Below are 21,701 nucleotides of genomic sequence, written 5' to 3' on the forward strand. Positions count from 1 at the left end.
TCGGTGCTTTTTAGGGAAACATCCGATGCTTACTGCGTTTCAGAGGGGTGCTTATTCGTTTTTGATCCGATGCCTATTCGTCTGTTTTTCGGGTTTTGTCGAAATTTACCCGGAAAAGCCGTCAAAACTGTCAAAACTTCGCCCGCTTTGTCAAACGGTAACAGTTTCCTTTCCAGCATCTGTTTTCGCATAATAACCACCTCCTTCAGAGACGATTAGCTTATATTTTTCCGCTTTACGGAGGAAACGATCGATCGAAGACTCCGACACTCCACGGACGTTTGCCTCGGCTAAAAGGTCGGCACGTTTGAAGGTATCGGGCAAGGAGGCAAAGAGGTTCTGCAGATGATGCGGAAACTTGAAATGGACTTCGGCAGAGGCACGCTGCAACGATGTGGCCACGATATAAGCGTGCTGCAAACAGACTTTGCCGAGATGGAAGGCAGTGTCGAAATCTTCCTCCCCAATCGTCCATGTACGTTCCGTGCAACCGCTCTCGCCTTTGCGCAAGCCGGTCAAGGTCATGGCCAGACGGAAAATAGCCAGACGGTAACGCAGAACGGTAGACTCCAGGTCCTCATTGCCAAAAAAGCGGACGTTATAATATTCACGGCAAAAAAAACGGTCCAAGCGCTTACGCTGGGCATCGCTGAACCTCACCCAAGTAGGCGATCCGTCGAGAAAGACGCCGATGTCCAGTACCCGCTGCCCGAAGGAATCGAGATATTCGGATGCCGCCGAAGTGTCGTCGGCAGAAGTCAAGGGGCGGTATTCGCCGCCACCTGCAATCTTGTACATCAGCATACGGCTGAAAAGACCGTTCTCGGTCGAAGGGATCAGACGGGGCAGGATGGCGGGCGTACCGCTCCAAAGCAACGCCAGGTTCGGCCTACGCGCCAGGAACGTGCCGTTATTCTTCGACGAGCTTCCGACCGTTTCGTGGTGGGCGGCCTTATTCAGGATGTCGCTGTAATTTCCGAAATCCTGCGACAGCATGGTGGCGATGGTCTCCATCTCCGTATCCATCATGCAGGATGTATAGGGGGAATTGATGTCGAGCAATTCCACCAGGCGGGCCTGCGTGACATGACCGGTAAGATGGAGATTCATCTGCTTCACGACTTTCGGTTTCGACGGAGCCGGACCGAGCGGTTCTTTCCGGGTACGGTTCTGGCGTTTCCGCATCTTGTAGCTTTCATATTCCTCGTTGGCCGCCTCATATTCTTCGACATAATGCCGCGAATTGTCGTAGACGTACTGTTGCCAGGGATCCAGCAACTTCTGGAGTCCGGCCATGCAGCCTTTCCCACTCCCCGAACTACCTGTGACAATCGTATAAAGAGCAGGTGAATAATCCCGTTCGTCCAGCGACCCTTTGACGCCGGGCATCACGCTGCTCAACAACGTCAGCGCGGAGATCAGCAAGACGTCCTGCTCCGTGCGGCTACCCGCCCGTTTGAGAATGTCCGTGAGAAGGGGCGGCAAGTGGTCATAAACAGCCTTGTCGAAGTGGGGTAAAAGGGTATCATCCGGCTCAATATCAGGCGTTTCGTCCACACCTACCGACGAAGGTGCATTTTTAGGCATAGCGGACGAAGTTTTGACAGTTTTGACAGTTTTCCGGGGTGTGGCAGCCTCTTCCGGACGGTACGGGCAACTGCCGTGCGACGCGCTGTAGCGACGGTAAATATCCGTCACCGTCTTTTCGATCTCGATGGCCGGAAAATCGGCGGAGCTGTAGCGGCGGACACATTCGGCGACAGCGTCGTAGGGTGAAAAACCGGCATTGTTCAAGACCGAGGACAACTTCACGATATAGGAATGGCGGTAGCCGGGGACAAAAGCATTGCTTTGTTCGTACTTGTCGATGTAGTTCGAGAGCCGCGTGCCGGGGCACACGTTGCCGGAGGAGTGTCCGGAACCAGCCGGAGGTTCCGCCTCGGCGACAGGGATTTCCAGGACTTCAGACTCTTCCTTATAAAAAGCATTCCGGTCGTGGCTGGTGAAACAGCCGCGGTTCGGGTCTTTGCCCGTGATGTCGACCACTACGCCCGGAATATCCGCTTCGATGTGGCGGCGGACGATTTCAAAGGCCAGTTTATGGTGTCCCAAATCGCTGTCGACCAGAACGAAGAGCTTGCCACCGGTATAGGTGGGGCTGCCGTGGCCGGCTTTTACGTACGGGAGCGCGGCTGCCCGGAGGAGCAACTCGCTTACGGGCATGGGCGAATCGTCTATGTCGACCACCACGCAGCCGCTATAGCGCACCATGTGCTCGAGTTTACGACCTCCCTCCATCACTCCGCCGGCGACATAGATGGGCAATTTTTTCTTATAAGCATCGGCTTCGTCTGTCTTGCCGACAGTGCGCAGTCCACGCAAATAAGCGATTTGCGATGCAAAATCATTACTTTTCACTTTGTCGATGTATCGCTTCAAGGACAGTGAACAGGCGCTCCCGGTCTGGAACGCCGAGTCGAAGTAAGTGCCTTCGACGTCTTTTTGTACTACCATATTATTGTGTATTAAATGAAAGGCTACAGTCCGCTTCTGAATGTTTCGTGCGGCTCTTTCAGTTGTTTGTTATTTCTAAGGTTCCCCCAAATGATCTACCAGACAGGCGACTTGCTTCGGCGTATAGAGTTTCTGGAATTTCACCCACCCCGCAGCCAAGAGTTTTTCCTTCAAACCGCGTGAAGTCCGTATCCATACCCACATCCTTTTATAGGCGATCCCGGGGGTACAGTCTGGGAAATACAGGAGTGCGAATTCGGTAACTCCCATAGCGCCTTTTGCCGATATAAGGTCTATTTTTTTGTCTTCCATAATAATTTTTATTTAAGCTTTCTAATACATTATAAATGTAACGCTTTTTTTGGTACTACACAAGGAATTCGGTAATTATTTTATAAAAAAACAAAGAATGCTGTCGAAACTTCCGATAGCCGTATATACCTTTCCCGCGAGGCAGCCGGGCGTCGTATCTTTGTAATGTAATAATTCACTAACCCTTAATCTATTAATCGTATGTCAGTAAAGTACAAACTTGTTTTGAAAAAAGACTTGACCAAAGATGCGGCAGCCGATGCCAAACGGTATTATGCCTCGGCCAATGTCACAGGCATGATGGATTTCGACACGATCTGCGATGTGGTGGCAGATCGTTCGACGGCCAGCGATGGCGACGTAGCGCTCGTCTTGTTGGGTCTGATCCGTTGCATGCAGGAAGCGTTGCTACGTGGCGAAGTGGTCCAGTTGGGTGCATTGGGCAACTTCCGCATCTCGCTCGGAAGCTCCGGAGTGGTAAATGCGGACGATTTTCACGCATCATTGATCAGGAAGCCGCGAATAATCTATTCTCCGGGAGTTAAACTGCGCGAAATGATCGCCAAAGTGAATGTTGAACGCATTGGACAAGAGGCAGATAAGCCCAATGCAGGTGGCGAAGAAGAAAGACCGGGAGAATTATGAAACCAGCACAAATCAGCTTCGTAAAAGAGTGCCTGCCTACAGCTTTGTCGGCAGGGGCTGCTTTCAACATGAATCCGTTGGTCATCCTGGCGCAAGCGGCGTTCGAAAGCGGTTGGGGCACGAGCAGCCTGGCACGGGAGTCGCGTAACTACTTCGGACTGACCGCATACGGGTGCAGCAACGCTTATTGGCACGGTGGGAAGACGACCGTAAAAGGTCCCTCCTATTCGCTGGATTTCCGCCGCTACGACACGAGAGAGAATTCCTTCCTCGATTTCGCCCGCCTGATACGGAACAATTACCGCTCCGCCTGGCTGGTGAGCAACGACCCGCAGGCTTACGCAAAGGAGATCGCCTACAGTCCTTACATCAGCGAACTGAACGGCGATAACCGGGAAACCTACCGGCACAGCATCATCCAGATCGCACAGACGATACAGGCGGTGATGGCTTTGATTGCTCCCCCTTCCGTTACAACCCTTTAAAAGCTCTTATCATGCAGAAAATCAGAAAGATTCTTGAATTTGTCCTGGCTTTGTTGAATTTCTTGTTCCACTTTAAACCCGCACCGGATGAAAAACCTCCCGTCAACGTTGAAACTTATCCTCGCCCTGATCCTCAGGATCCTGAGGAAGGGGATGAACCTTTATTTGAGGCTGTCCATTAGGATCAGGCTCTGGTAAAACGCAAAAAAGCCCGTCCGCGAAAGGCGGACAGGCTTTTTTTATTTGTTTGTTGAATAAGCCGGATTTATTCAGCCGCTTTTTCTTCTGCAACCGGTGCTTCTGCAACAGGAGCTTCCGTTTCGGCAGCTGTAGACTTTTTACGTGAACGTCTTGTCTTAGCCGCTTTCTTGGTTGTAGCTGTCTTCAACATGTTTTCGTTGTAATCAACCAGTTCAATGAAGCACATGGCTGCGTTGTCACCCAGACGGTTGCCGGTCTTCAGGATACGAGTGTAACCACCCGGACGGTCACCGATCTTCTGAGATACTTCCTTGAACAATTCTGTTACAGCATATTTGTCTTGCAAATTGCTGAATACCACACGTCTTGAGTGAGTTGTATCCTCTTTAGACTTAGTGATAAGCGGTTCTACAAATTTGCGGAGCGCTTTAGCTTTAGCAACAGTAGTGAAGATTCTCTTATGCTTGATAAGAGAACATGCCATGTTTGAAAGCATTGCGTCACGGTGAGTATTTGTACGACCTAAATGATTTATTTTCTTATTGTGTCTCATCGCTATACTTACTCTTTATCTAATTTATATTTAGTGATATCCATACCGAATGAAAGGTTCAGACTCTCAAGCAGTTCATCAAGTTCTGTAAGTGACTTCTTACCGAAGTTCCGGAATTTCAACAAGTCATTCTTGTTGAATTTAACCAGTTCACCTAAGGTTTCAACATCTGCGGCCTTCAAGCAATTCAACGCGCGAACGGAAAGATCCATATCCGAGAGCTTGCTCTTCAGCAACTGGCGCATGTGGAGTACTTCTTCATCGAATTCCTCATTACCGTCAGTATCAACTGTCTCGATAGCAATCTTTTCATCTGAGAACAACATAAAATGATGAATCAGAATCTTGGCTGCTTCTTTCAACGCTTCCTTCGGATGAATAGAACCATCAGTGGCTATTTCAAGAACCAACTTTTCGTAGTCCGTCTTTTGCTCAACACGGAAGTTCTCGATCGAATACTTGACGTTGCGAATAGGTGTGTAAATAGAGTCGATTGCAATCACGTGCATGTCTGCATTCGGGTCTCTGTTTTCATCGGCGGGAACGTATCCGCGACCTTTGTTAATCGTCAGCTCGATCTGGAAACCTGCGTTCGGATCCAAACGACAAATAACCAACTCAGGATTCAACACTTCGAATCCGGTCAGCTGTTTACCTATATCACCGGCTTTGAACACTTCCGAACCCGAAACAGTAATACTTACTTTTTCATTCTCTATGTCGTCTACAATATGCTTGAACCGGACTTGTTTCAGATTCAAGATAATGTTTGTCACATCCTCCATAACACCGGGGATTGTACCAAATTCATGGTCAACCCCTTCGATCTTAATGGATGTAATAGCAAAACCTTCAAGTGACGACAGGAGAATACGGCGCAGAGCATTACCTATAGTAATACCATAGCCGGGTTCCAACGGACGAAATTCAAACTTTCCGAAGAAATTGTCCGCTTCCAACATTAATACTTTATCGGGTTTTTGAAATGCTAATATCGCCATGGAAATCAATTATTATTTAGAATACAATTCTACGATCAACTGCTCTTTAATGTTTTCAGGAATGTCAGCTCTTTCCGGCAGATGCAGTAATTTTCCGCTTAAAGAAGACTGATCCCATTCGATCCAAGGATACTTGCTGTGGTTGAATCCTGACAGTGCGTCGGCAATCACTTCAAGAGATTTGGATTTTTCTCTAACACCAATAACCTGACCGGCTTTTACAGAGTAAGAAGGAATGTTCACAACCTTACCGTCTACTGTAATGTGACGATGAGAAACCAACTGACGGGCGGCAGCACGCGTCGGGGCGATACCCAAACGGAATACTACGTTGTCCAGACGGCCTTCCAGTAACTGCAACAGCACTTCACCGGTAATGCCTTTTGAACGTGATGCCTTTTCAAACAGGTTTCTAAACTGTTTTTCCAATACACCGTAAGTGTATTTGGCTTTCTGCTTCTCACGAAGCTGGATTCCGTACTCGGAAGTTTTTCTCTTGCGGGCATTTCCGTGCTGTCCGGGAGGATAGTTCTTTTTTGAAAGAACTTTATCCGGTCCGAATATTGCCTCACCGAATTTACGGGCAATTCTTGTTTTAGGTCCAGTATATCTTGCCATTTTTTTATTGTTTTAATGTTCTGTTCTGAATCTGGAACCGTGCAGCCGCGACTACAGAGAGGATAAGGTCTTTGTGTAATCTATTCACAATTCCGGATTCAATGTTCAAGAAACTATAGTTAATTATACTCTTCTCTTTTTCGGAGGACGACAACCATTGTGAGGAAGCGGCGTAACGTCAACGATTTCCGTTACTTCAATGCCTGCACCGTGGATGGTTCTGATAGCAGACTCACGTCCGTTACCCGGTCCCTTTACGAATACTTTTACTTTTCTCAAACCAAGATCGTAAGCTACTTTTGCACAATCCTGAGCGGCCATCTGGGCGGCATACGGAGTGTTCTTTTTAGAACTTCTGAATCCCATCTTACCAGCGGAAGACCAACTGATTACCTGACCTTCGCTATTAGCAAGAGATACAATGATGTTGTTAAAAGAAGAATGAATATGAGCTTGACCGTAAGCGTCAACTTTTACGTTTCTCTTCTTTGCTGCGACTGTTTTCTTTGCCATATCAATTCTTATTATTTAGTAGCTTTTTTCTTATTTGCAACAGTTTTCTTCTTACCCTTGCGAGTACGAGCGTTGTTCTTTGTGCTCTGGCCTCTCAAAGGCAAACCAATACGGTGACGAACACCTCTGTAACATCCGATATCCATCAGACGCTTGATGTTCAGCTGAACTTCAGAACGAAGATCACCTTCTACCTTGTACTCAGCGCCAATGACTTCACGTACTTTTGCAGCTTGATCGTCTGTCCAGTCTTTTACTTTGATATCACGATCGATCCCTGCTTTATCTAAAATGGATTTTGAAGCACTACGACCAATACCGTAAATATAGGTCAAGGCAATTTCTCCTCTTTTATTTTGTGGCAAGTCTACACCAACTATTCTTATAGCCATATTACTTACTTAGATTATTTTGCAAAAATAATAAATTATCCTTGACGTTGTTTATACTTAGGATTTTTCTTGTTAATTACGTATAAGCGTCCCTTTCTTCTAACGATTTTGCATTCGGGAGTACGCTTCTTCAAAGATGCTCTTACTTTCATATCTTGTTGTTTTTTTTATTTATATCTAAAAGCAATTCTACCTTTCGATAGATCATACGGAGACATCTCAACTCTTACTTTATCACCGGGAAGGATCTTGATGTAGTGCATCCGCATCTTCCCTGAGATATGAGCAGTGATTTCATGTCCGTTCTCTAATTCTACACGAAACATTGCGTTCGACAATGCTTCCACTATAACTCCATCTTGTTCAATTGCTGACTGTTTAGCCATATAAAATCAAATCAAATTAAATTGCGTTATTACCTAAAACTTCTTCTAAAAACTCGAATGAAGACAAGATCCGGGGACCTTCGGGACGGATCGCGATACAATGCTCGAAATGAGCCGAACACTTTCTGTCTTTCGTACGGACCGTCCAGCCGTCTTTCTCAAAAGCGACGTTCTTGCTTCCCATATTGATCATCGGCTCTATGCAGATACACATACCGCTGCGCAACAAGGGACCGCAACCGGGACGCCCGTAATTGGGGACTTCCGGCTCTTCGTGCATCTTACGTCCGATACCGTGACCGACCAGTTCCCTGACAACAGAGTAACCTTTCGATTCGCAATACGACTGTACGGCATGACTGATGTCTCCGAGGCGTTTGCCTTCGATGGCATGCTGGATTCCCAGGTAAAGTGATTCTTTTGTCGTCTTCAACAAGGCTTTCACTTTGAGATCGACTTCGCCCACACAAAAAGTATAAGCCGAGTCGCCGACAAAACCATTCAACACCGTACCGCAGTCGACAGATATGATATCTCCCTCTTTCAGTATTGTCTTCGAAGAAGGAATACCATGTACAACCTGTTCATTCACGGAAGCACATATGGAATTAGGAAAACCTCCGTATCCCAAAAACGCCGGAACCGCACCATTATCTCTAATGAATTCCTCGGCAATCTTGTCGAGTTGAAGCGTATTGACACCGGGGGCGATATGTTTGGCCAATTCGCCAAGCGTCTTGCCCACCAGTTGATTCGCCGCACGCATCAACTCAATTTCTTCATCTGTTTTTAAATAGATCATTCTAATTAATAAGCGCCAGCTGCGCCTGCACGACCTTTAATTCTTCCTGACTTCAACAAACCGTCATAATGACGCATCAGCAAATGACTTTCTACTTGCTGCAGTGTATCCAACACCACACCAACCAGGATCAACAAAGATGTTCCGCCAAAGAACTGGGAGAACGCCATACTTACACCGGCGATCCGGGCAAAAGCAGGCATGATAGCCACTAATGCGAGGAAGAATGCTCCCGGCAAAGTAATACGGTCCATGATGGTATCCAAATAATCCTTGGTACTCTTTCCCGGCTTAACACCCGGAATGAACCCGTTGTTTCTCTTCAGATCATCCGACATCTGAGTGGGATTGATCGTGATAGCTGTATAGAAATATGTAAACAAGATAATCAGTACAGCAAATACGAAGTTGTACCAAAATCCGGTATTGTCCATAAACGCAGCTACGAAACCAGACTGTTCGCCTGTGCTTGAGAAACCAACAATTGAAATGGGAATAAACATGATTGCCTGGGCAAAGATGATGGGCATCACGTTCGCTGCATTCACCTTAAGAGGGATGTACTGGCGGGCACCACCATATTGTTTATTTCCAATGATCCGTTTTGCATACTGTACGGGCACCTTGCGAGTACCTTGTACCAACAGGATAGCACCTGCGATAACCAGCAAAAGGAACAACATTTCAAACAAGAACATAACCAGACCACCGGTTTTCTCACTTGTTCTTGAAATAAATTCTTCGAACAAAGAGTGCGGCAGACGGGCTATAATACCAACTAAAATGATAAATGAAATACCATTTCCAACACCTTTATCTGTAATTCTTTCACCAAGCCATAAGATAAACATACTTCCAGCAGCTAAAATAACTGTAGAAGAAATAGTGAACCATATGCCTGCAGGCAGAGCTGCTCCGGCGGCTTTCAGCTGTACACTTAAGTTAACAAGATACGTCGGACCCTGGAACAGAAGGATCATGACTGTCAGATAACGGGTCCACTGGTTGATCTTACGACGACCACTCTCACCTTCTCTCTGCAATTTCTGGAAAGAAGGAACTGCAATTGCCATCAACTGCATTACAATGGAAGCGGAGATATACGGCATAATCCCTAATGCAAAAATAGAAGCATTAGAGAAAGCACCACCAGAGAACATATCCAACAACGCCAGCAATCCGCCTCTTGTCTGTTCCTGCAAAGCGGTCAACGCTTTAGGATCAATACCCGGAAGAACGACATACGTACCGAAACGGTATATAGCCACCAATAAAAGAGTGGTGAGGATCCGATTTCTCAGATCCTCAATCTTCCAGATATTCTTTATTGTTTCAACTGCTCTCATAACTTAGAGTTTAACAACAGTTCCACCTACTGCCTGGATAGCAGCTTCAGCACTCTTAGAGAAAGCGTGAGCTTCCACCTCAAGTTTAGCTGTCAAGTTGCCTTTAGCAAGAATCTTAACCAACTGGGAAGAGGAAATGAAACCAGCTTCGATCAGTTCGTTGATGCCAATCTTTGTGATCTGCAAAGCATCAGCCATTCCTTGTAATGTAGAAAGGTTGATAGCTTTATATTCAACGCGGTTAATATTCTTGAAACCAAATTTAGGTAAGCGTCTCTGTATAGGCATCTGACCACCTTCGAAACCGATTTTCTGCTTGTAACCGGATCTTGATTTCGCACCTTTATGACCTCTTGTTGAAGTTCCTCCTAATCCTGAACCCGGACCACGGCCGATTCTTTTTCTGGTCTTGGTAGATCCTTCAGCAGGTTTTAAATTTGATAAATTCATATCGTATAATTTATTTTTCAACCGTTATTACTTTACTACTGAAACCAAATGTTTCACTTTCTCAACCATACCCAGAATAGCCGGAGTAGCTTCATGTTCTACTACCTGGTTCATTTTCTTCAGACCCAGTGCATCAAGAGTTCTCTTTTGGTCTTTCGGGCATTTAATTCTACTTTTTGTCTGCTTAACTTTGATAGTTGCCATAACTTATTATCCTCCCTAATTAACCTCTGAATACTTTTTCTACTGCAACACCTCTGTTCTGAGCAACCATCAACGGGCTTCTTAACTCACTCAAAGCGGCAATAGTTGCCTTTACCAAGTTGTGAGGGTTAGAAGAACCTTTTGACTTAGCCAAAACGTCTGTGATACCTACACTTTCCAATACGGCACGCATAGCACCACCGGCTTTGACACCGGTACCGTGAGAAGCCGGCTTGATCAGCACCTGAGCGCCACCGAACTTAGCCAACTGTTCGTGAGGAATAGTTCCTTTGTGAACAGGGACCTTGATCAGGTTTTTCTTTGCAGCTTCAACACCTTTTGCGATAGCTGTCGTTACTTCACCGGCTTTACCCAAGCCCCAGCCAACGATGCCGTCTTCGTTTCCTACTACGACAATAGCAGCAAAACTGAATGTACGTCCACCCTTGGTTACTTTAGTTACGCGGTTGATTGCAACCAAACGGTCCTTCAACTCTATGTCGTTGGTCGACTTAACTCTATTATTAACTCCTGCCATCTTCATTAAAATTTAAGGCCGCCGTTACGTGCAGCATCAGCTAATTCTTTAATTCTCCCGTGATACAGGTAACCGTTACGGTCGAAAACTACAGCCTGTACACCAGCTTCCTGGGCAACTTTGGCGATCTGTTCTCCAACCTTGGCAGCAATCTCCTTCTTCGGAGCCTTCACATCCATCTTCAAGGAGGATGCGGCAGCCAGAGTCTTACCTGTAGTATCATCTATAACCTGTGCATAGATTTGCTTATTGCTTCTAAACACAGTCAGGCGCGGACGTTCAGGAGTTCCTGAGATCTTACCGCGTACACCTGCTTTTATCTTTAATCTTCTTTCTTCCTTCGTTGTCATGATAATTTCAGTTTACGTAGATTACTTACCTGCTGATTTACCAGACTTTCTGCGAATTTCTTCACCCACGAACTTGATACCCTTACCTTTATACGGTTCCGGCATTCTGAATGAACGAATCTTAGCACAAATCTGTCCCAGTAATTGTTTATCAGCCGATTCAAGGATAATAAGAGGATTTTTATTTCTCTCTGCCTTTGTTTCAACTTTCACTTCTTTAGGCAACTGCATGTAGATGTTGTGAGTATAACCTAAAGAAAGATCTAACAGCTGACCTGTATTTGTCACACGGTAACCGACACCGACAAGTTCCAGTTCTTTTTTGTATCCTTCTGAACAACCGATCACCATGTTGTTGATCAGCGAACGATACAAACCGTGCAGCGCACGATGGTTCTTTTCGTCTGTCGGACGTGTCAGATGAATGATTCCATCTTCCAAAGTCACATTAATATCAGGATTCACAGCCTGAGTCATTTCACCTTTGGGACCTTTTACAGTCACTACATTATCCTTAATGGTAACCGTAACACCGGCCGGTACATGAATTGGTAATTTTCCTATTCTTGACATTCTTCTTTCCTCCTAATTAATAAACATAACATAATACTTCACCACCGATCTTCAGATCACGGGCTTCTTTGTCTGTCATCACACCTTTGGAAGTAGAAAGAACGGCAATGCCTAAACCATTCAATACTCTCGGCATTTCCTTGTAACCAGTGTACTTACGCAAACCAGGGGTAGAAACTCTCTCAAGTTTCTTGATTGCATTTACTTTGTTTACCAAGTCATACTTCAAGGCAATCTTAATTGTACCCTGAGGACCATCTTCTACAAACTTAAAATTAAGAATGTAACCCTTGTCGAAAAGGATCTTAGTGATCTCTTTCTTTAAATTTGACGCCGGCACTTCAACAACTCTGTGCTTCGCTTTGATCGCGTTACGCAATCTTGTCAAATAATCTGCAATAGGATCTGTCATATATAAATGAATTAAATTGATCCGGCCACCCGGACAATATTTAAATTAAAAAAACTCTTACCAACTTGCTTTCTTTACACCCGGGATTAAACCATGAGATGCCATTTCACGCAGTTGAATACGAGAAATACCGAACTGGCGTACATAGCCTTTCGGACGACCTGTAATTTTGCAACGATTGTGCAAACGTACAGGAGAAGCATTTTTAGGTAAAGCCTGTAAAGCTTCATAGTCACCTGCTGCTTTCAATTCTGCTCTTTTAGCAGCATATTTAGCTACGAGCTTTGCTCTTTTCACCTCACGGGCTTTCATTGATTCCTTTGCCATAACTACTTAGTCTTTTTTTGCATTTTTAAAAGGCAACCCAAATTCTCTCAAGAGAGCATACCCTTCTTCGTCTGTTTTCGCAGAGGTCACAAAGGTAATATTCATTCCCAATATTTTGGTAATATTATCGATATTTATTTCAGGGAAAATGATTTGTTCCTGAATTCCGAGGGTATAATTGCCTCTTCCGTCCAGTTTGCTTTCGATTCCCTTGAAGTCACGAATACGAGGAAGAGCGACGCGAACGAGTCTTTCCAGGAATTCGTACATCTGTTCACGACGTAATGTCACCATTACACCGATCGGCATTTTCTTACGCAACTTGAAGTTTGAGATATCCTTCTTTGAAACTGTCGCAACAGCCTTCTGGCCAGTGATTGCAGACAATTCGCTGATAGCGATATCGATAATCTTCTTATCAGCAGCAGCCATACCCAAACCTTGATTGATAACAATCTTCTTCAGTACGGGAACCTGCATTACGGTTGTATAACCGAACTCTTTCGTCAAAGCAGGAACAATTCTGTCCTGATATTCTTTCTTAAGACTGGCAGTATTGCTCATTACTTAATTTCCTCCCCTGATTTTTTAGAATAACGCACTAAAGCACCTTTTTCGTCTAACTTACGACCGATACGTGTCGGCTTACCGGATTTCGGGTCAACAACGTTCAGGTTAGAAATATGAACAGGAGCTTCTTTCTTTTCAATACCTCCTTGAGGATTCTTTGCATTAGGCTTAGTATGCTTCGATACCATATTAATACCTTCTACAATGGCACGGTTGTCTTTTACGAGTACTTCCAAAACACGACCTGTCTTACCTTTGTCTTCGCCGGCATTAACAAAAACTATATCGCCTTTTTTGATATGTAATTTGCTCATTACTTTAAGTTTTACAAAATTAAAGCACTTCTGGTGCAAGTGAAACAATTTTCATGTTTGTTGCACGAAGTTCTCTGGCAACCGGACCAAAGATACGGCTTCCACGAATATCACCACCGGCATTCAACAACACGCAAGCGTTATCATCGAAACGGATGTATGAACCATCCGGGCGGCGAATCTCTTTTTTAGTGCGAACAATGATAGCCTTAGAAACAGCACCCTTCTTCACATCACTCGACGGGATTACACTCTTGATTGCTACTACGATTACATCCCCGACAGTGGCGTAACGTTTTCTTGTACCGCCCAAAACGCGAATACACAACGCTTCTTTTGCACCACTGTTATCTGCTACTACTAGTCTTGATTCTTGTTGTATCATGTTACTTAGCCCTTTCGATTATTTGAACTAATCTCCATCTTTTTGTTTTGCTCAAAGGACGAGTTTCCATAATCTTTACAGTATCACCGATACCGCATTCATTCTTTTCGTCATGAGCATGATATTTCTTCGTCTTACTAACGAACTTTCCATAAATGGGGTGTTTTTCCTTCCATTTAATAGCAACTGTGATGCTCTTGTCCATCTTGTTGCTGGTAACCACGCCCGTTCTTTCTTTTCTTAAATTTCTAGTTTCCATCAGGCTCAATTATTTGTTGTTAAGTTCTCTCTGGCGCAATTCTGTTCTCATGCGCGCAATCATCCTGCGTTGTTGTTTAATCTGAGCAGGGTTTTCACTCGGAGAAATGCTGTGGTTGATTACTTTCTGATCGTAAGCAGCCACTTCAGCATCAATTCTTTCTATTAACTCCTTCGTGCTTAATTCTCTAATTTCTGCAATCTTCATAACAAATTACGCATTTTGATTAGCCATATCATAATCACGTCTCACAACAAACTTTGTTGTTACCGGAAGCTTTTGTGCTGCTAAGCGCAAAGCTTCTTTAGCAATATCAAAAGGAACCCCTTCGATTTCGAAAATCAAACGACCTGGAGTAACAGGCGCAACAAATCCTTCGGGATTACCTTTACCTTTACCCATACGTACTTCAGCAGGCTTCTTTGTGATGGGTTTGTCCGGGAAAATACGAACCCAAACCTGACCCTGACGTTGCATATAACGAGTTACCGCGATACGAGCAGCTTCGATCTGACGACCGGTAATCCATTTATTTTCTAACGCTTTTATACCAAACGAACCGAATGCCAGCTGGTTGCCACGCTGAGCTTCGCCCTTCATGCGACCTTTCTGCTGTCTTCTGAACTTGGTTTTCTTTGGTTGTAACATCTCTTCTTAAATTCTAACGTTTAACGATTAGCTTTCTTTCTCTTGAAGTTCTTATCTCTGCTGCCGCCGGCATTCTCATTTCTACGACCTGAATCTTTAGTTGCAGCGAATGAAGGAGCAAGATCTCTCTTACCATAAACTTCACCACGGCAGATCCAAACCTTAACGCCGATCAAACCAACCTTCGTCAACGCTTCAGCCAAAGCATAATCAATATCTGCTCTGAATGTGTGCAACGGAGTTCTTCCTTCTTTATACATTTCTGAACGAGCCATTTCAGCGCCGTTCAAACGACCAGAGACTTGCACTTTAATACCTTCGGCACCCATTCTCATGGTAGAGGCGATAGCCATCTTGATAGCACGACGGTATGCAATTTTTCCTTCAAGCTGACGAGCAATATTGTTTGCAACGATAACAGCGTCCAATTCGGGTCTTTTTACCTCAAAGATGTTGATCTGAACCTCTTTGTCGGTAATTTTCTTCAACTCTTCTTTCAATTTATCAACTTCCTGACCACCTTTACCGATGATAATACCCGGACGTGATGTGCAAACTGTGATTGTAATCAACTTCAGCGTACGTTCGATAACGACGCGAGATACACTAGCCTTAGCAAGACGAGCATTCAGGTATTTACGGATTTTGCTATCTTCCAGCAAAGTGTCTCCGTATTTTTTGCCGCCATACCAGTTGGAATCCCAACCACGGATGATTCCCAAACGATTACTAACCGGATTAACTTTTTGTCCCATCTACAAATTAATTTTGACTATCGTTTTTACTAAGTGTATCAACAAACAGAGTTACGTGGTTCGAGCGTTTACGAATTCTGTAACCTCTTCCTTGAGGAGCCGGACGCATTCTCTTCAACGTAGTAGCGCAATCAACGCTGATTGAAGATACGCATAACTCTCCTGCTTCTGCTTTACGTTCATTTTTCTGTTCCCAGTTTGCGATTGCTGAACGAAGCAATTTTTCTACTCTTGCTGCAGCTTCCTTGTTAGAAAACTTCAAAACACCAAGCGCACGGAATACTTCCATCCCGCGGATCATGTCTACAACGAGACGCATCTTGCGGGGAGAAGTCGGCACGTTCCGCAATTTAGCGAAGTACATGGTCTTCTGAGCTTCTTTTCTTACTTCAGCTGATATTCTTTTTCTAGCACCCATTTTATTGATTCTTTTTATTTTCAGATTCCTGAATTCCTGTTACTACCGATTATTTTTTCTTGTTACCGGCGTGACCACGGAACGTACGAGTAGGAGAAAACTCTCCCAGTTTATGACCTACCATGTTCTCGGTTACAAAAACAGGAATAAATTTATTTCCATTGTGAACTGCAATAGTATGGCCTACAAAGTCAGGCGAAATCATTGAAGCTCTTGCCCATGTCTTAACGACAGCCTTCTTTCCTGACTCATTCATTGCCAAGACTTTCTTTTCAAGCTTTACATTAATATACGGGCCTTTTTTTAGCGAACGACTCATAGTTTACTTAATTAATCAGATTATTTCTTTCTTCTTTCAATAATATATTTTGAAGAATGCTTCTTCGGAGCTCTTGTCTTCAAGCCCTTAGCATATAAGCCATTGCGAGATCTAGGATGACCTCCGGAAGCACGACCTTCACCACCACCCATCGGGTGATCAACCGGGTTCATAACAACACCACGGTTGTGAGGACGACGACCTAACCATCTAGAGCGACCGGCTTTACCTGATTTTTCAAGACCATGGTCTGAATTACCTACACTACCAATTGTAGCCTTACAAGCAGCAAGAATCTTTCTGGTTTCGCCAGAAGGCATCTTAATAATTGCATAATCGCCTTCTTTCGAAGTCAACTGAGCAAAAGCACCGGCTGAACGTACTAACTTAGCACCCTGTCCCGGACGAAGCTCAATGTTGTGAATAATAGTACCAACGGGAATATTTGCCATAGGCAAAGTATTACCTACCTCAGGAGCGGCTTCGCTACCTGAAACCACTGTCTGGCCAACTTCCAATCCGTTCGGAGCGATGATATAGCTCTTTGCTCCGTCTGCGTAATACAACAGTGCGATACGAGATGTACGGTTAGGATCATACTCGATAGACTTGACTGTTGCAGGAATGCCATCTTTGTTTCTCTTGAAATCGATAAATCTGTACTTCTGTTTGTGACCGCCACCAAGATAACGCATTGTCATCTTACCAGTGTTGTTACGACCACCTGTACTCTTCTTACCTACTACAAGAGACTTTTCTGGTGTACTTGCAGTGATTTTATCAAATGCACCAATAACTTTGTGTCTCTGCCCCGGTGTTGTGGGCTTTAATTTACGTATTCCCATTTCTTTTTTTAGATATTACTAAAGAAATCAATTGTTTCTCCTTCTTTCAACGTTACGATAGCCTTCTTAAAAGCTGATTGTTTGCCATTGATAATACCGGATTTGGTATAACGACTTTTCTGCTTTCCAGAGTAGTTGATGGTGTTAACATCAACTACTGTAACATTATACATGTCTTCAATGGCTTTTTTAATCTCTAACTTGTTGGCATCAGGAGAAACACGAAAACCATAGCGATTATCCATTTTTTCTGTAATCGCAGTTTGCTTCTCAGTTACTATAGGTTTAATAATAATTCCCATTTTTCTACTCCTTATGCGTTAAACAGTTTTTCAATAACAGCTACAGAACTCTCAGTCAATACCAAATTAGCAGCGTTTAACACACCGTATGTATTTAGCTCTGAAGCCGTTATGACATTTGCCTTCTCTAAATTTCTGGCCGACAAATATACGAAATTATTTTTCTCTGATAAAACCAAAAGTAACTTTCCGTCAGCCACTTTCAGATTCTTAGCAATCGTTACGAATTCTTTAGTTTTAGGAGCTTCCAAAGTGAAATCTTCTACCACTACGATTGCGTTATTCTTTGCTTTATAAGTCAAGGCAGACTTACGAGCCAAGCTTTTTACCTTCTTGTTCAATTTGAACTCATAATCTCTCGGTTTCGGACCGAATACACGGCCACCACCTACCAATACCGGAGAGTTGATGTCGCCACGACGAGCTCCACCACCACCCTTCTGGCGGATCAATTTACGAGTACTACCAGAAACTTCACTTCTTTCTTTAGATTTGTGAGTTCCCTGACGCTGATTAGCCAAATACTGTTTTACATCCAAGTAAATAGCATGATCATTGGGTTCAATGCCAAAGATAGCATCGTTCAATGTTACCTTTCTTCCGGTATCTTCACCTTTAATATTTAATACGCTCAGTTCCATTACTTTTCAATTAATAAGATTGAACCTTTTGCTCCTGGAACAGATCCTTTAACCAATAAAAGATTGTGTTCCGGCATCACCTTGATCACTTGCAGGTTCTGAACCGTTACACGTTCATTACCCATTTGGCCGGCCATACGCATGCCTTTGAATACCTTTGCAGGGTAAGAACAGGCACCGATACCACCGGGAGCACGCAGACGGTTATGCTGACCGTGAGTAGTCTGACCTACACCACCGAAACCATGACGCTTTACTACACCCTGGAAACCTTTACCTTTTGATGTACCTACTACATCAACGAAACCTGCATCTTCCAAATAATCTACAGTGATTACATCACCGAGCTTATATTCGGTTTCAAAATTCTTGAACTCGGCCAAGTATCTCTTGGGAGTTACACCAGCCTTTTTGAAATGGCCCATTTCCGGCTGTGTCGTGTGTTTCTCTTTTTTATCTTCGAAACCCAACTGTACAGCTTCATAGCCATCATTTTCCAAAGTCTTAATCTGTGTAACTACACAAGGACCCACTTCGATAACAGTGCATGGAAGATTTTTTCCCTCGGCACTGAAAACGGATGTCATTCCGATTTTTTTTCCTAATAATCCTGGCATTTCACTAATTTGTTAATAAACTTACACTTTAATTTCTACTTCAACACCACTGGGCAATTCCAGCTTCATCAATGCGTCAACCGTTTTTGCAGTCGAGCTGTAGATGTCGATTAATCTCTTATAAGAAGAGAGTTCGAACTGCTCACGAGACTTTTTGTTAACGAAAGTCGAGCGGTTCACAGTAAAGATACGCTTATGCGTAGGCAGAGGTATCGGGCCGCTAACAACTGCACCGGTAGCCTTAACCGTCTTTACGATCTTCTCGGCAGACTTGTCTACCAGAGAATAATCGTAAGACTTTAATTTAATTCTGATCTTTTGGCTCATATCTATATATATGTTTCTAAATTATTTGATCAAATCAGCACGACCCTGTACTTCCGTCAATACCTGCTTAGCGATAGAAGAAGATACCTGAGCATAGTGTGAGAACTGCATTGAAGAAGTTGCACGACCTGAAGTGATAGTACGCAAAGCTGTTACATAACCGAATGTTTCAGCCAAAGGAACTTTTGCTTTTACAATACGAGCACCTGTACGACTTGTTTCCATACCTTCAACTTGTCCACGACGTTTGTTCAAGTCACCAATTACATCACCCATGCTTTCTTCCGGAGTAACAACTTCCATCTGCATAATCGGCTCCATCAAAGCAGGGCCTGCCTTTTCCGAAGCGTTCTTGAATGCCTGAATAGCACAAATTTCAAAAGACAACTGGTCAGAGTCAACCGGGTGGAATGAACCATCAATCAATGTTACTTTCAATTTATCCAATGGATAACCGGCAAGGATACCATTCTTCATTGCCTTTTCGAAACCTTTCTGAACAGAAGGGATAAATTCCTTCGGAATGTTACCACCCTTCACTTCATCAATGAACTGCAGAGAACCTTCGAAGTTTTCGTCAGCCGGCTCGATACGAACGATGATATCAGCAAACTTACCACGACCACCAGACTGTTTCTTGTAAACTTCACGAAGTTCAACCGATTTAGTGATAGCTTCCTTGTAAGTAACCTGAGGTTTACCTTGATTACATTCTACCTTGAACTCACGACGCAGACGGTCAACGATGATATCCAAGTGAAGCTCACCCATACCACTAATTACAGTCTGACCTGTTTCTTCGTTAGTCTGTACACGGAACGTTGGATCTTCTTCGGCCAACTTAGCCAATCCCATACCTAACTTATCCAGGTCTTTCTGAGTCTTAGGCTCAACTGCGATACCGATAACCGGATCAGGGAAGTCCATTGATTCTAATGTGATCGGATGGTTTTCGTCACACAATGTATCACCTGTACGAATATCCTTAAAACCAACACCTGCACCAATATCACCACAACCGATAACCTCCATCGGATTCTGTTTGTTTGAGTGCATCTGGAACAGACGAGAAATACGTTCTTTTTTACCAGAGCGCGTGTTGTAAACGTAAGAACCAGCCGTTAAGGAACCAGCATATACACGGAAGAAGCACAGACGGCCTACATACGGGTCTGTAGCGATCTTAAACGCCAAAGCAGTCAACGGTTCTTCGAACAACGGTTTACGAGTAACAACCTTTTCAGGATCGCTAGGATCTGTACCTTCGATAGCCGGAGTATCTTCAGGAGAAGGCAGGAATGCACAGACTGCATCCAGCAACGTCTGAACCCCCTTGTTCTTGAAAGAAGAACCACAAGTCATCGGGTTGATCTGCATTGCCAAAGTACCCTTACGGATAGCAGCGTTGATTTCATCTTCTGTGATAGTTGAAGGATCATCGAAGTATTTTTCCATGATAGCATCATCGCATTCAGCCAAAGCTTCCAGCATCTTGTCGCGCCATTCTTCAGCTTCAGCCTGCAAATCAGCCGGAATTTCTTCCACGCTATATTCAGCACCCATTGATTCGTCGTGCCAGAAGATAGCCTTCATCTTAATCAAGTCCACTACACCTTTGAAAGTTTCCTCAGCACCGATAGGAATCTGGATAGGACACGGATGAGCGCCCAGGATTTCCTTCATCTGACGGATAACTTCGTAGTAGTTTGCACCCGAACGGTCCATCTTGTTCACATAACCGATACGAGGCACATTATATTTGTCAGCCTGGCGCCATACGGTTTCAGACTGCGGTTCCACACCACCTACAGCACAGAAAGTAGCAACAGCACCGTCCAGTACGCGAAGAGAACGCTCGACTTCCACTGTAAAGTCCACGTGTCCCGGAGTATCAATCAAGTTGATCTTATATCTGTTACCCAGATAATTCCAGAAAGTAGTCGTTGCAGCAGATGTGATTGTAATACCGCGTTCCTGCTCCTGGGCCATCCAGTCCATCGTAGCAGTACCATCATGCGTTTCACCGATCTTATGGGTCAGACCTGTGTAAAACAAGATACGTTCAGAAGTAGTTGTTTTACCAGCATCGATGTGAGCCATGATACCGATGTTTCTTGTAAACATTAATTGTTTATCGTTTGCCATAATTCTTTCTTAGCCTTTATAATTAAAATCTGAAGTGAGCGAATGCACGGTTAGCTTCGGCCATACGGTGCATATCTTCTTTTCTTTTGAATGCTCCACCCTGGTTGTTGAAAGCATCTACAATCTCTGCAGACAGCTTGTCAGCCATAGTCTTACCACCTCTCTTACGTGAGAAGATGATTAGGTTCTTCATTGAAATTGATTCTTTACGATCGGGGCGAATTTCAGTAGGTACCTGGAAAGTAGCGCCACCGACACGGCGGGATTTCACTTCGACTTGAGGAGTAATATTGTCGAGTGCAGCTTTCCAAATTTCGAGAGCGGACTTTTCTTCGTTAGGCAATTTGGCCTTAACTGTTTCCAAAGCGGAATAGAAAATTTCGAAGGCAGTATTTTTCTTGCCATCATACATCAAATGGTTAACGAATCTCGTAACCTTTACATCACCGAAAACAGGATCCGGAAGGATCTGTCTTTTCTTTGGTTTTGCTTTTCTCATTTTGTTTTCAAAAATTTGTTCTTGTCGTTGGTTGC

37 protein-coding genes are annotated in these 21,701 nt (G+C 44.2%); 3 read left to right on the forward strand and 34 right to left on the reverse strand.

Annotated features, from left to right (window positions below):
• Window positions 1–150 precede the first annotated feature (150 nt).
• Complete coding sequence (locus RDN79_RS01390; RefSeq protein ID WP_298550443.1) at window positions 151–2,514, reverse strand: DUF3987 domain-containing protein; 2,364 nt, start codon at window positions 2,512–2,514, stop codon at window positions 151–153.
• 75 nt (window positions 2,515–2,589) lie between these two features.
• A complete protein-coding gene (locus RDN79_RS01395; protein ID WP_298550441.1) occupies window positions 2,590–2,826 on the reverse strand; it encodes a DUF4248 domain-containing protein in 237 nt (78 codons plus the stop codon).
• A 201-nt stretch (window positions 2,827–3,027) separates the two neighbouring features.
• Between RDN79_RS01395 and RDN79_RS01400 the strand changes: the two genes are divergently transcribed.
• From RDN79_RS01400 to RDN79_RS01410, 3 genes are read left to right on the forward strand one after another with little or no spacing between them, the layout of a single operon-like run.
• Window positions 3,028–3,471: an HU family DNA-binding protein gene (locus RDN79_RS01400; protein ID WP_298550439.1), complete on the forward strand. Its 444-nt coding sequence runs from the start codon at window positions 3,028–3,030 to the stop codon at window positions 3,469–3,471.
• On the forward strand, window positions 3,468–3,956 hold the full coding sequence (locus RDN79_RS01405) for a glucosaminidase domain-containing protein (protein WP_298550437.1): 489 nt from the start codon (window positions 3,468–3,470) through the stop codon (window positions 3,954–3,956). The genes RDN79_RS01400 and RDN79_RS01405 overlap by 4 nt, the downstream gene beginning before the upstream one ends.
• 11 nt (window positions 3,957–3,967) lie before the next feature.
• The gene (locus tag RDN79_RS01410; protein ID WP_298550435.1) at window positions 3,968–4,138 is read left to right on the forward strand and encodes a hypothetical protein; all 171 of its coding nucleotides are present in this window, start codon (window positions 3,968–3,970) and stop codon (window positions 4,136–4,138) included.
• Between the two features lie 83 nt (window positions 4,139–4,221).
• Here the strand turns inward: RDN79_RS01410 and rplQ are convergent, their stop codons facing one another.
• The 32 genes from rplQ to rpsG all read right to left on the reverse strand — a co-directional run bounded on the left by rplQ (window position 4,222) and on the right by rpsG (window position 21,666).
• Window positions 4,222–4,710 carry a 50S ribosomal protein L17 gene (gene rplQ, locus RDN79_RS01415; RefSeq protein ID WP_298550432.1) on the reverse strand — a complete coding sequence of 163 codons (489 nt, stop codon included), beginning with the start codon at window positions 4,708–4,710 and terminating at the stop codon, window positions 4,222–4,224.
• Between the two features lie 8 nt (window positions 4,711–4,718).
• Window positions 4,719–5,711: a DNA-directed RNA polymerase subunit alpha gene (locus RDN79_RS01420; RefSeq protein WP_298550430.1), complete on the reverse strand. Its 993-nt coding sequence runs from the start codon at window positions 5,709–5,711 to the stop codon at window positions 4,719–4,721.
• A gap of 12 nt (window positions 5,712–5,723) precedes the next feature.
• The gene (gene rpsD, locus RDN79_RS01425; protein ID WP_008149909.1) at window positions 5,724–6,329 is read right to left on the reverse strand and encodes a 30S ribosomal protein S4; all 606 of its coding nucleotides are present in this window, start codon (window positions 6,327–6,329) and stop codon (window positions 5,724–5,726) included.
• Between the two features lie 123 nt (window positions 6,330–6,452).
• Window positions 6,453–6,842 carry a 30S ribosomal protein S11 gene (gene rpsK / locus RDN79_RS01430; protein ID WP_005634781.1) on the reverse strand — a complete coding sequence of 130 codons (390 nt, stop codon included), beginning with the start codon at window positions 6,840–6,842 and terminating at the stop codon, window positions 6,453–6,455.
• Between the two features lie 11 nt (window positions 6,843–6,853).
• Window positions 6,854–7,234, reverse strand: coding sequence for a 30S ribosomal protein S13 (rpsM, locus tag RDN79_RS01435; protein ID WP_005634778.1), 381 nt, complete (start codon window positions 7,232–7,234; stop codon window positions 6,854–6,856).
• A 35-nt stretch (window positions 7,235–7,269) separates the two neighbouring features.
• Window positions 7,270–7,386, reverse strand: coding sequence for a type B 50S ribosomal protein L36 (ykgO, locus tag RDN79_RS01440; protein ID WP_005645768.1), 117 nt, complete (start codon window positions 7,384–7,386; stop codon window positions 7,270–7,272).
• 15 nt (window positions 7,387–7,401) lie between these two features.
• Window positions 7,402–7,620, reverse strand: coding sequence for a translation initiation factor IF-1 (infA, locus tag RDN79_RS01445; protein ID WP_005634776.1), 219 nt, complete (start codon window positions 7,618–7,620; stop codon window positions 7,402–7,404).
• Window positions 7,621–7,636: 16 nt separating this feature from the next.
• Window positions 7,637–8,422, reverse strand: a complete 786-nt coding sequence (gene map / locus RDN79_RS01450; protein WP_298550425.1) for a type I methionyl aminopeptidase — start codon at window positions 8,420–8,422, stop codon at window positions 7,637–7,639.
• Window positions 8,423–8,427: 5 nt separating this feature from the next.
• The gene (secY, locus tag RDN79_RS01455) at window positions 8,428–9,768 is read right to left on the reverse strand and encodes a preprotein translocase subunit SecY (RefSeq protein ID WP_298550423.1); all 1,341 of its coding nucleotides are present in this window, start codon (window positions 9,766–9,768) and stop codon (window positions 8,428–8,430) included.
• Window positions 9,769–9,771: 3 nt separating this feature from the next.
• Entirely contained in the window at window positions 9,772–10,218 is a 447-nt protein-coding gene (gene rplO / locus RDN79_RS01460) for a 50S ribosomal protein L15 (RefSeq protein WP_298550421.1), read from the reverse strand.
• A 27-nt stretch (window positions 10,219–10,245) separates the two neighbouring features.
• Window positions 10,246–10,422, reverse strand: a complete 177-nt coding sequence (gene rpmD, locus RDN79_RS01465; protein WP_005651341.1) for a 50S ribosomal protein L30 — start codon at window positions 10,420–10,422, stop codon at window positions 10,246–10,248.
• A 19-nt stretch (window positions 10,423–10,441) separates the two neighbouring features.
• Window positions 10,442–10,960 carry a 30S ribosomal protein S5 gene (gene rpsE, locus RDN79_RS01470; RefSeq protein WP_115498103.1) on the reverse strand — a complete coding sequence of 173 codons (519 nt, stop codon included), beginning with the start codon at window positions 10,958–10,960 and terminating at the stop codon, window positions 10,442–10,444.
• 5 nt (window positions 10,961–10,965) lie between these two features.
• The gene (gene rplR / locus RDN79_RS01475; protein ID WP_005634763.1) at window positions 10,966–11,310 is read right to left on the reverse strand and encodes a 50S ribosomal protein L18; all 345 of its coding nucleotides are present in this window, start codon (window positions 11,308–11,310) and stop codon (window positions 10,966–10,968) included.
• A gap of 21 nt (window positions 11,311–11,331) precedes the next feature.
• A complete protein-coding gene (gene rplF / locus RDN79_RS01480; protein ID WP_008149927.1) occupies window positions 11,332–11,883 on the reverse strand; it encodes a 50S ribosomal protein L6 in 552 nt (183 codons plus the stop codon).
• A 16-nt stretch (window positions 11,884–11,899) separates the two neighbouring features.
• Window positions 11,900–12,295, reverse strand: coding sequence for a 30S ribosomal protein S8 (gene rpsH / locus RDN79_RS01485; RefSeq protein WP_005634758.1), 396 nt, complete (start codon window positions 12,293–12,295; stop codon window positions 11,900–11,902).
• 57 nt (window positions 12,296–12,352) lie between these two features.
• The gene (gene rpsN, locus RDN79_RS01490) at window positions 12,353–12,622 is read right to left on the reverse strand and encodes a 30S ribosomal protein S14 (protein WP_005634756.1); all 270 of its coding nucleotides are present in this window, start codon (window positions 12,620–12,622) and stop codon (window positions 12,353–12,355) included.
• A 6-nt stretch (window positions 12,623–12,628) separates the two neighbouring features.
• Entirely contained in the window at window positions 12,629–13,186 is a 558-nt protein-coding gene (rplE, locus tag RDN79_RS01495) for a 50S ribosomal protein L5 (protein ID WP_298550416.1), read from the reverse strand.
• Window positions 13,186–13,506, reverse strand: a complete 321-nt coding sequence (rplX, locus tag RDN79_RS01500) for a 50S ribosomal protein L24 (protein WP_298550414.1) — start codon at window positions 13,504–13,506, stop codon at window positions 13,186–13,188. Before rplX ends, rplE begins: the two co-directional genes overlap by 1 nt.
• Window positions 13,507–13,525: 19 nt before the next feature.
• Complete coding sequence (gene rplN / locus RDN79_RS01505) at window positions 13,526–13,891, reverse strand: 50S ribosomal protein L14 (protein WP_005634749.1); 366 nt, start codon at window positions 13,889–13,891, stop codon at window positions 13,526–13,528.
• Between the two features lies 1 nt (window position 13,892).
• Window positions 13,893–14,150, reverse strand: a complete 258-nt coding sequence (gene rpsQ, locus RDN79_RS01510; RefSeq protein WP_115497989.1) for a 30S ribosomal protein S17 — start codon at window positions 14,148–14,150, stop codon at window positions 13,893–13,895.
• Window positions 14,151–14,159: 9 nt separating this feature from the next.
• The gene (gene rpmC / locus RDN79_RS01515; protein WP_298550409.1) at window positions 14,160–14,357 is read right to left on the reverse strand and encodes a 50S ribosomal protein L29; all 198 of its coding nucleotides are present in this window, start codon (window positions 14,355–14,357) and stop codon (window positions 14,160–14,162) included.
• 6 nt (window positions 14,358–14,363) lie between these two features.
• Window positions 14,364–14,798 carry a 50S ribosomal protein L16 gene (gene rplP, locus RDN79_RS01520; RefSeq protein WP_005634742.1) on the reverse strand — a complete coding sequence of 145 codons (435 nt, stop codon included), beginning with the start codon at window positions 14,796–14,798 and terminating at the stop codon, window positions 14,364–14,366.
• Between the two features lie 20 nt (window positions 14,799–14,818).
• Window positions 14,819–15,553 (reverse strand): 30S ribosomal protein S3, encoded by a 735-nt coding sequence (gene rpsC / locus RDN79_RS01525; protein WP_298550407.1) that lies wholly within the window; start codon window positions 15,551–15,553, stop codon window positions 14,819–14,821.
• A 7-nt stretch (window positions 15,554–15,560) separates the two neighbouring features.
• Complete coding sequence (rplV, locus tag RDN79_RS01530) at window positions 15,561–15,971, reverse strand: 50S ribosomal protein L22 (RefSeq protein ID WP_298550405.1); 411 nt, start codon at window positions 15,969–15,971, stop codon at window positions 15,561–15,563.
• A gap of 49 nt (window positions 15,972–16,020) precedes the next feature.
• A complete protein-coding gene (gene rpsS, locus RDN79_RS01535; protein WP_005634738.1) occupies window positions 16,021–16,290 on the reverse strand; it encodes a 30S ribosomal protein S19 in 270 nt (89 codons plus the stop codon).
• Window positions 16,291–16,310: 20 nt separating this feature from the next.
• A complete protein-coding gene (gene rplB, locus RDN79_RS01540; protein ID WP_308572795.1) occupies window positions 16,311–17,135 on the reverse strand; it encodes a 50S ribosomal protein L2 in 825 nt (274 codons plus the stop codon).
• Window positions 17,136–17,143: 8 nt separating this feature from the next.
• Window positions 17,144–17,437: a 50S ribosomal protein L23 gene (gene rplW, locus RDN79_RS01545; protein ID WP_186930212.1), complete on the reverse strand. Its 294-nt coding sequence runs from the start codon at window positions 17,435–17,437 to the stop codon at window positions 17,144–17,146.
• An 11-nt stretch (window positions 17,438–17,448) separates the two neighbouring features.
• The gene (gene rplD, locus RDN79_RS01550; RefSeq protein WP_298550400.1) at window positions 17,449–18,078 is read right to left on the reverse strand and encodes a 50S ribosomal protein L4; all 630 of its coding nucleotides are present in this window, start codon (window positions 18,076–18,078) and stop codon (window positions 17,449–17,451) included.
• A complete protein-coding gene (gene rplC / locus RDN79_RS01555; protein WP_298550397.1) occupies window positions 18,078–18,695 on the reverse strand; it encodes a 50S ribosomal protein L3 in 618 nt (205 codons plus the stop codon). Before rplC ends, rplD begins: the two co-directional genes overlap by 1 nt.
• A gap of 21 nt (window positions 18,696–18,716) precedes the next feature.
• Complete coding sequence (gene rpsJ, locus RDN79_RS01560) at window positions 18,717–19,022, reverse strand: 30S ribosomal protein S10 (protein ID WP_005634728.1); 306 nt, start codon at window positions 19,020–19,022, stop codon at window positions 18,717–18,719.
• Window positions 19,023–19,043: 21 nt separating this feature from the next.
• Window positions 19,044–21,170, reverse strand: a complete 2,127-nt coding sequence (fusA, locus tag RDN79_RS01565; protein WP_298550602.1) for an elongation factor G — start codon at window positions 21,168–21,170, stop codon at window positions 19,044–19,046.
• Window positions 21,171–21,189: 19 nt separating this feature from the next.
• The gene (gene rpsG, locus RDN79_RS01570) at window positions 21,190–21,666 is read right to left on the reverse strand and encodes a 30S ribosomal protein S7 (RefSeq protein WP_008149961.1); all 477 of its coding nucleotides are present in this window, start codon (window positions 21,664–21,666) and stop codon (window positions 21,190–21,192) included.
• Between the last annotated feature and the right edge of the window lie 35 nt (window positions 21,667–21,701).

Source organism: uncultured Parabacteroides sp., assembly GCF_902493135.1.
In the GTDB taxonomy this organism is placed as follows: Bacteria; Bacteroidota; Bacteroidia; order Bacteroidales; family Tannerellaceae; genus Parabacteroides.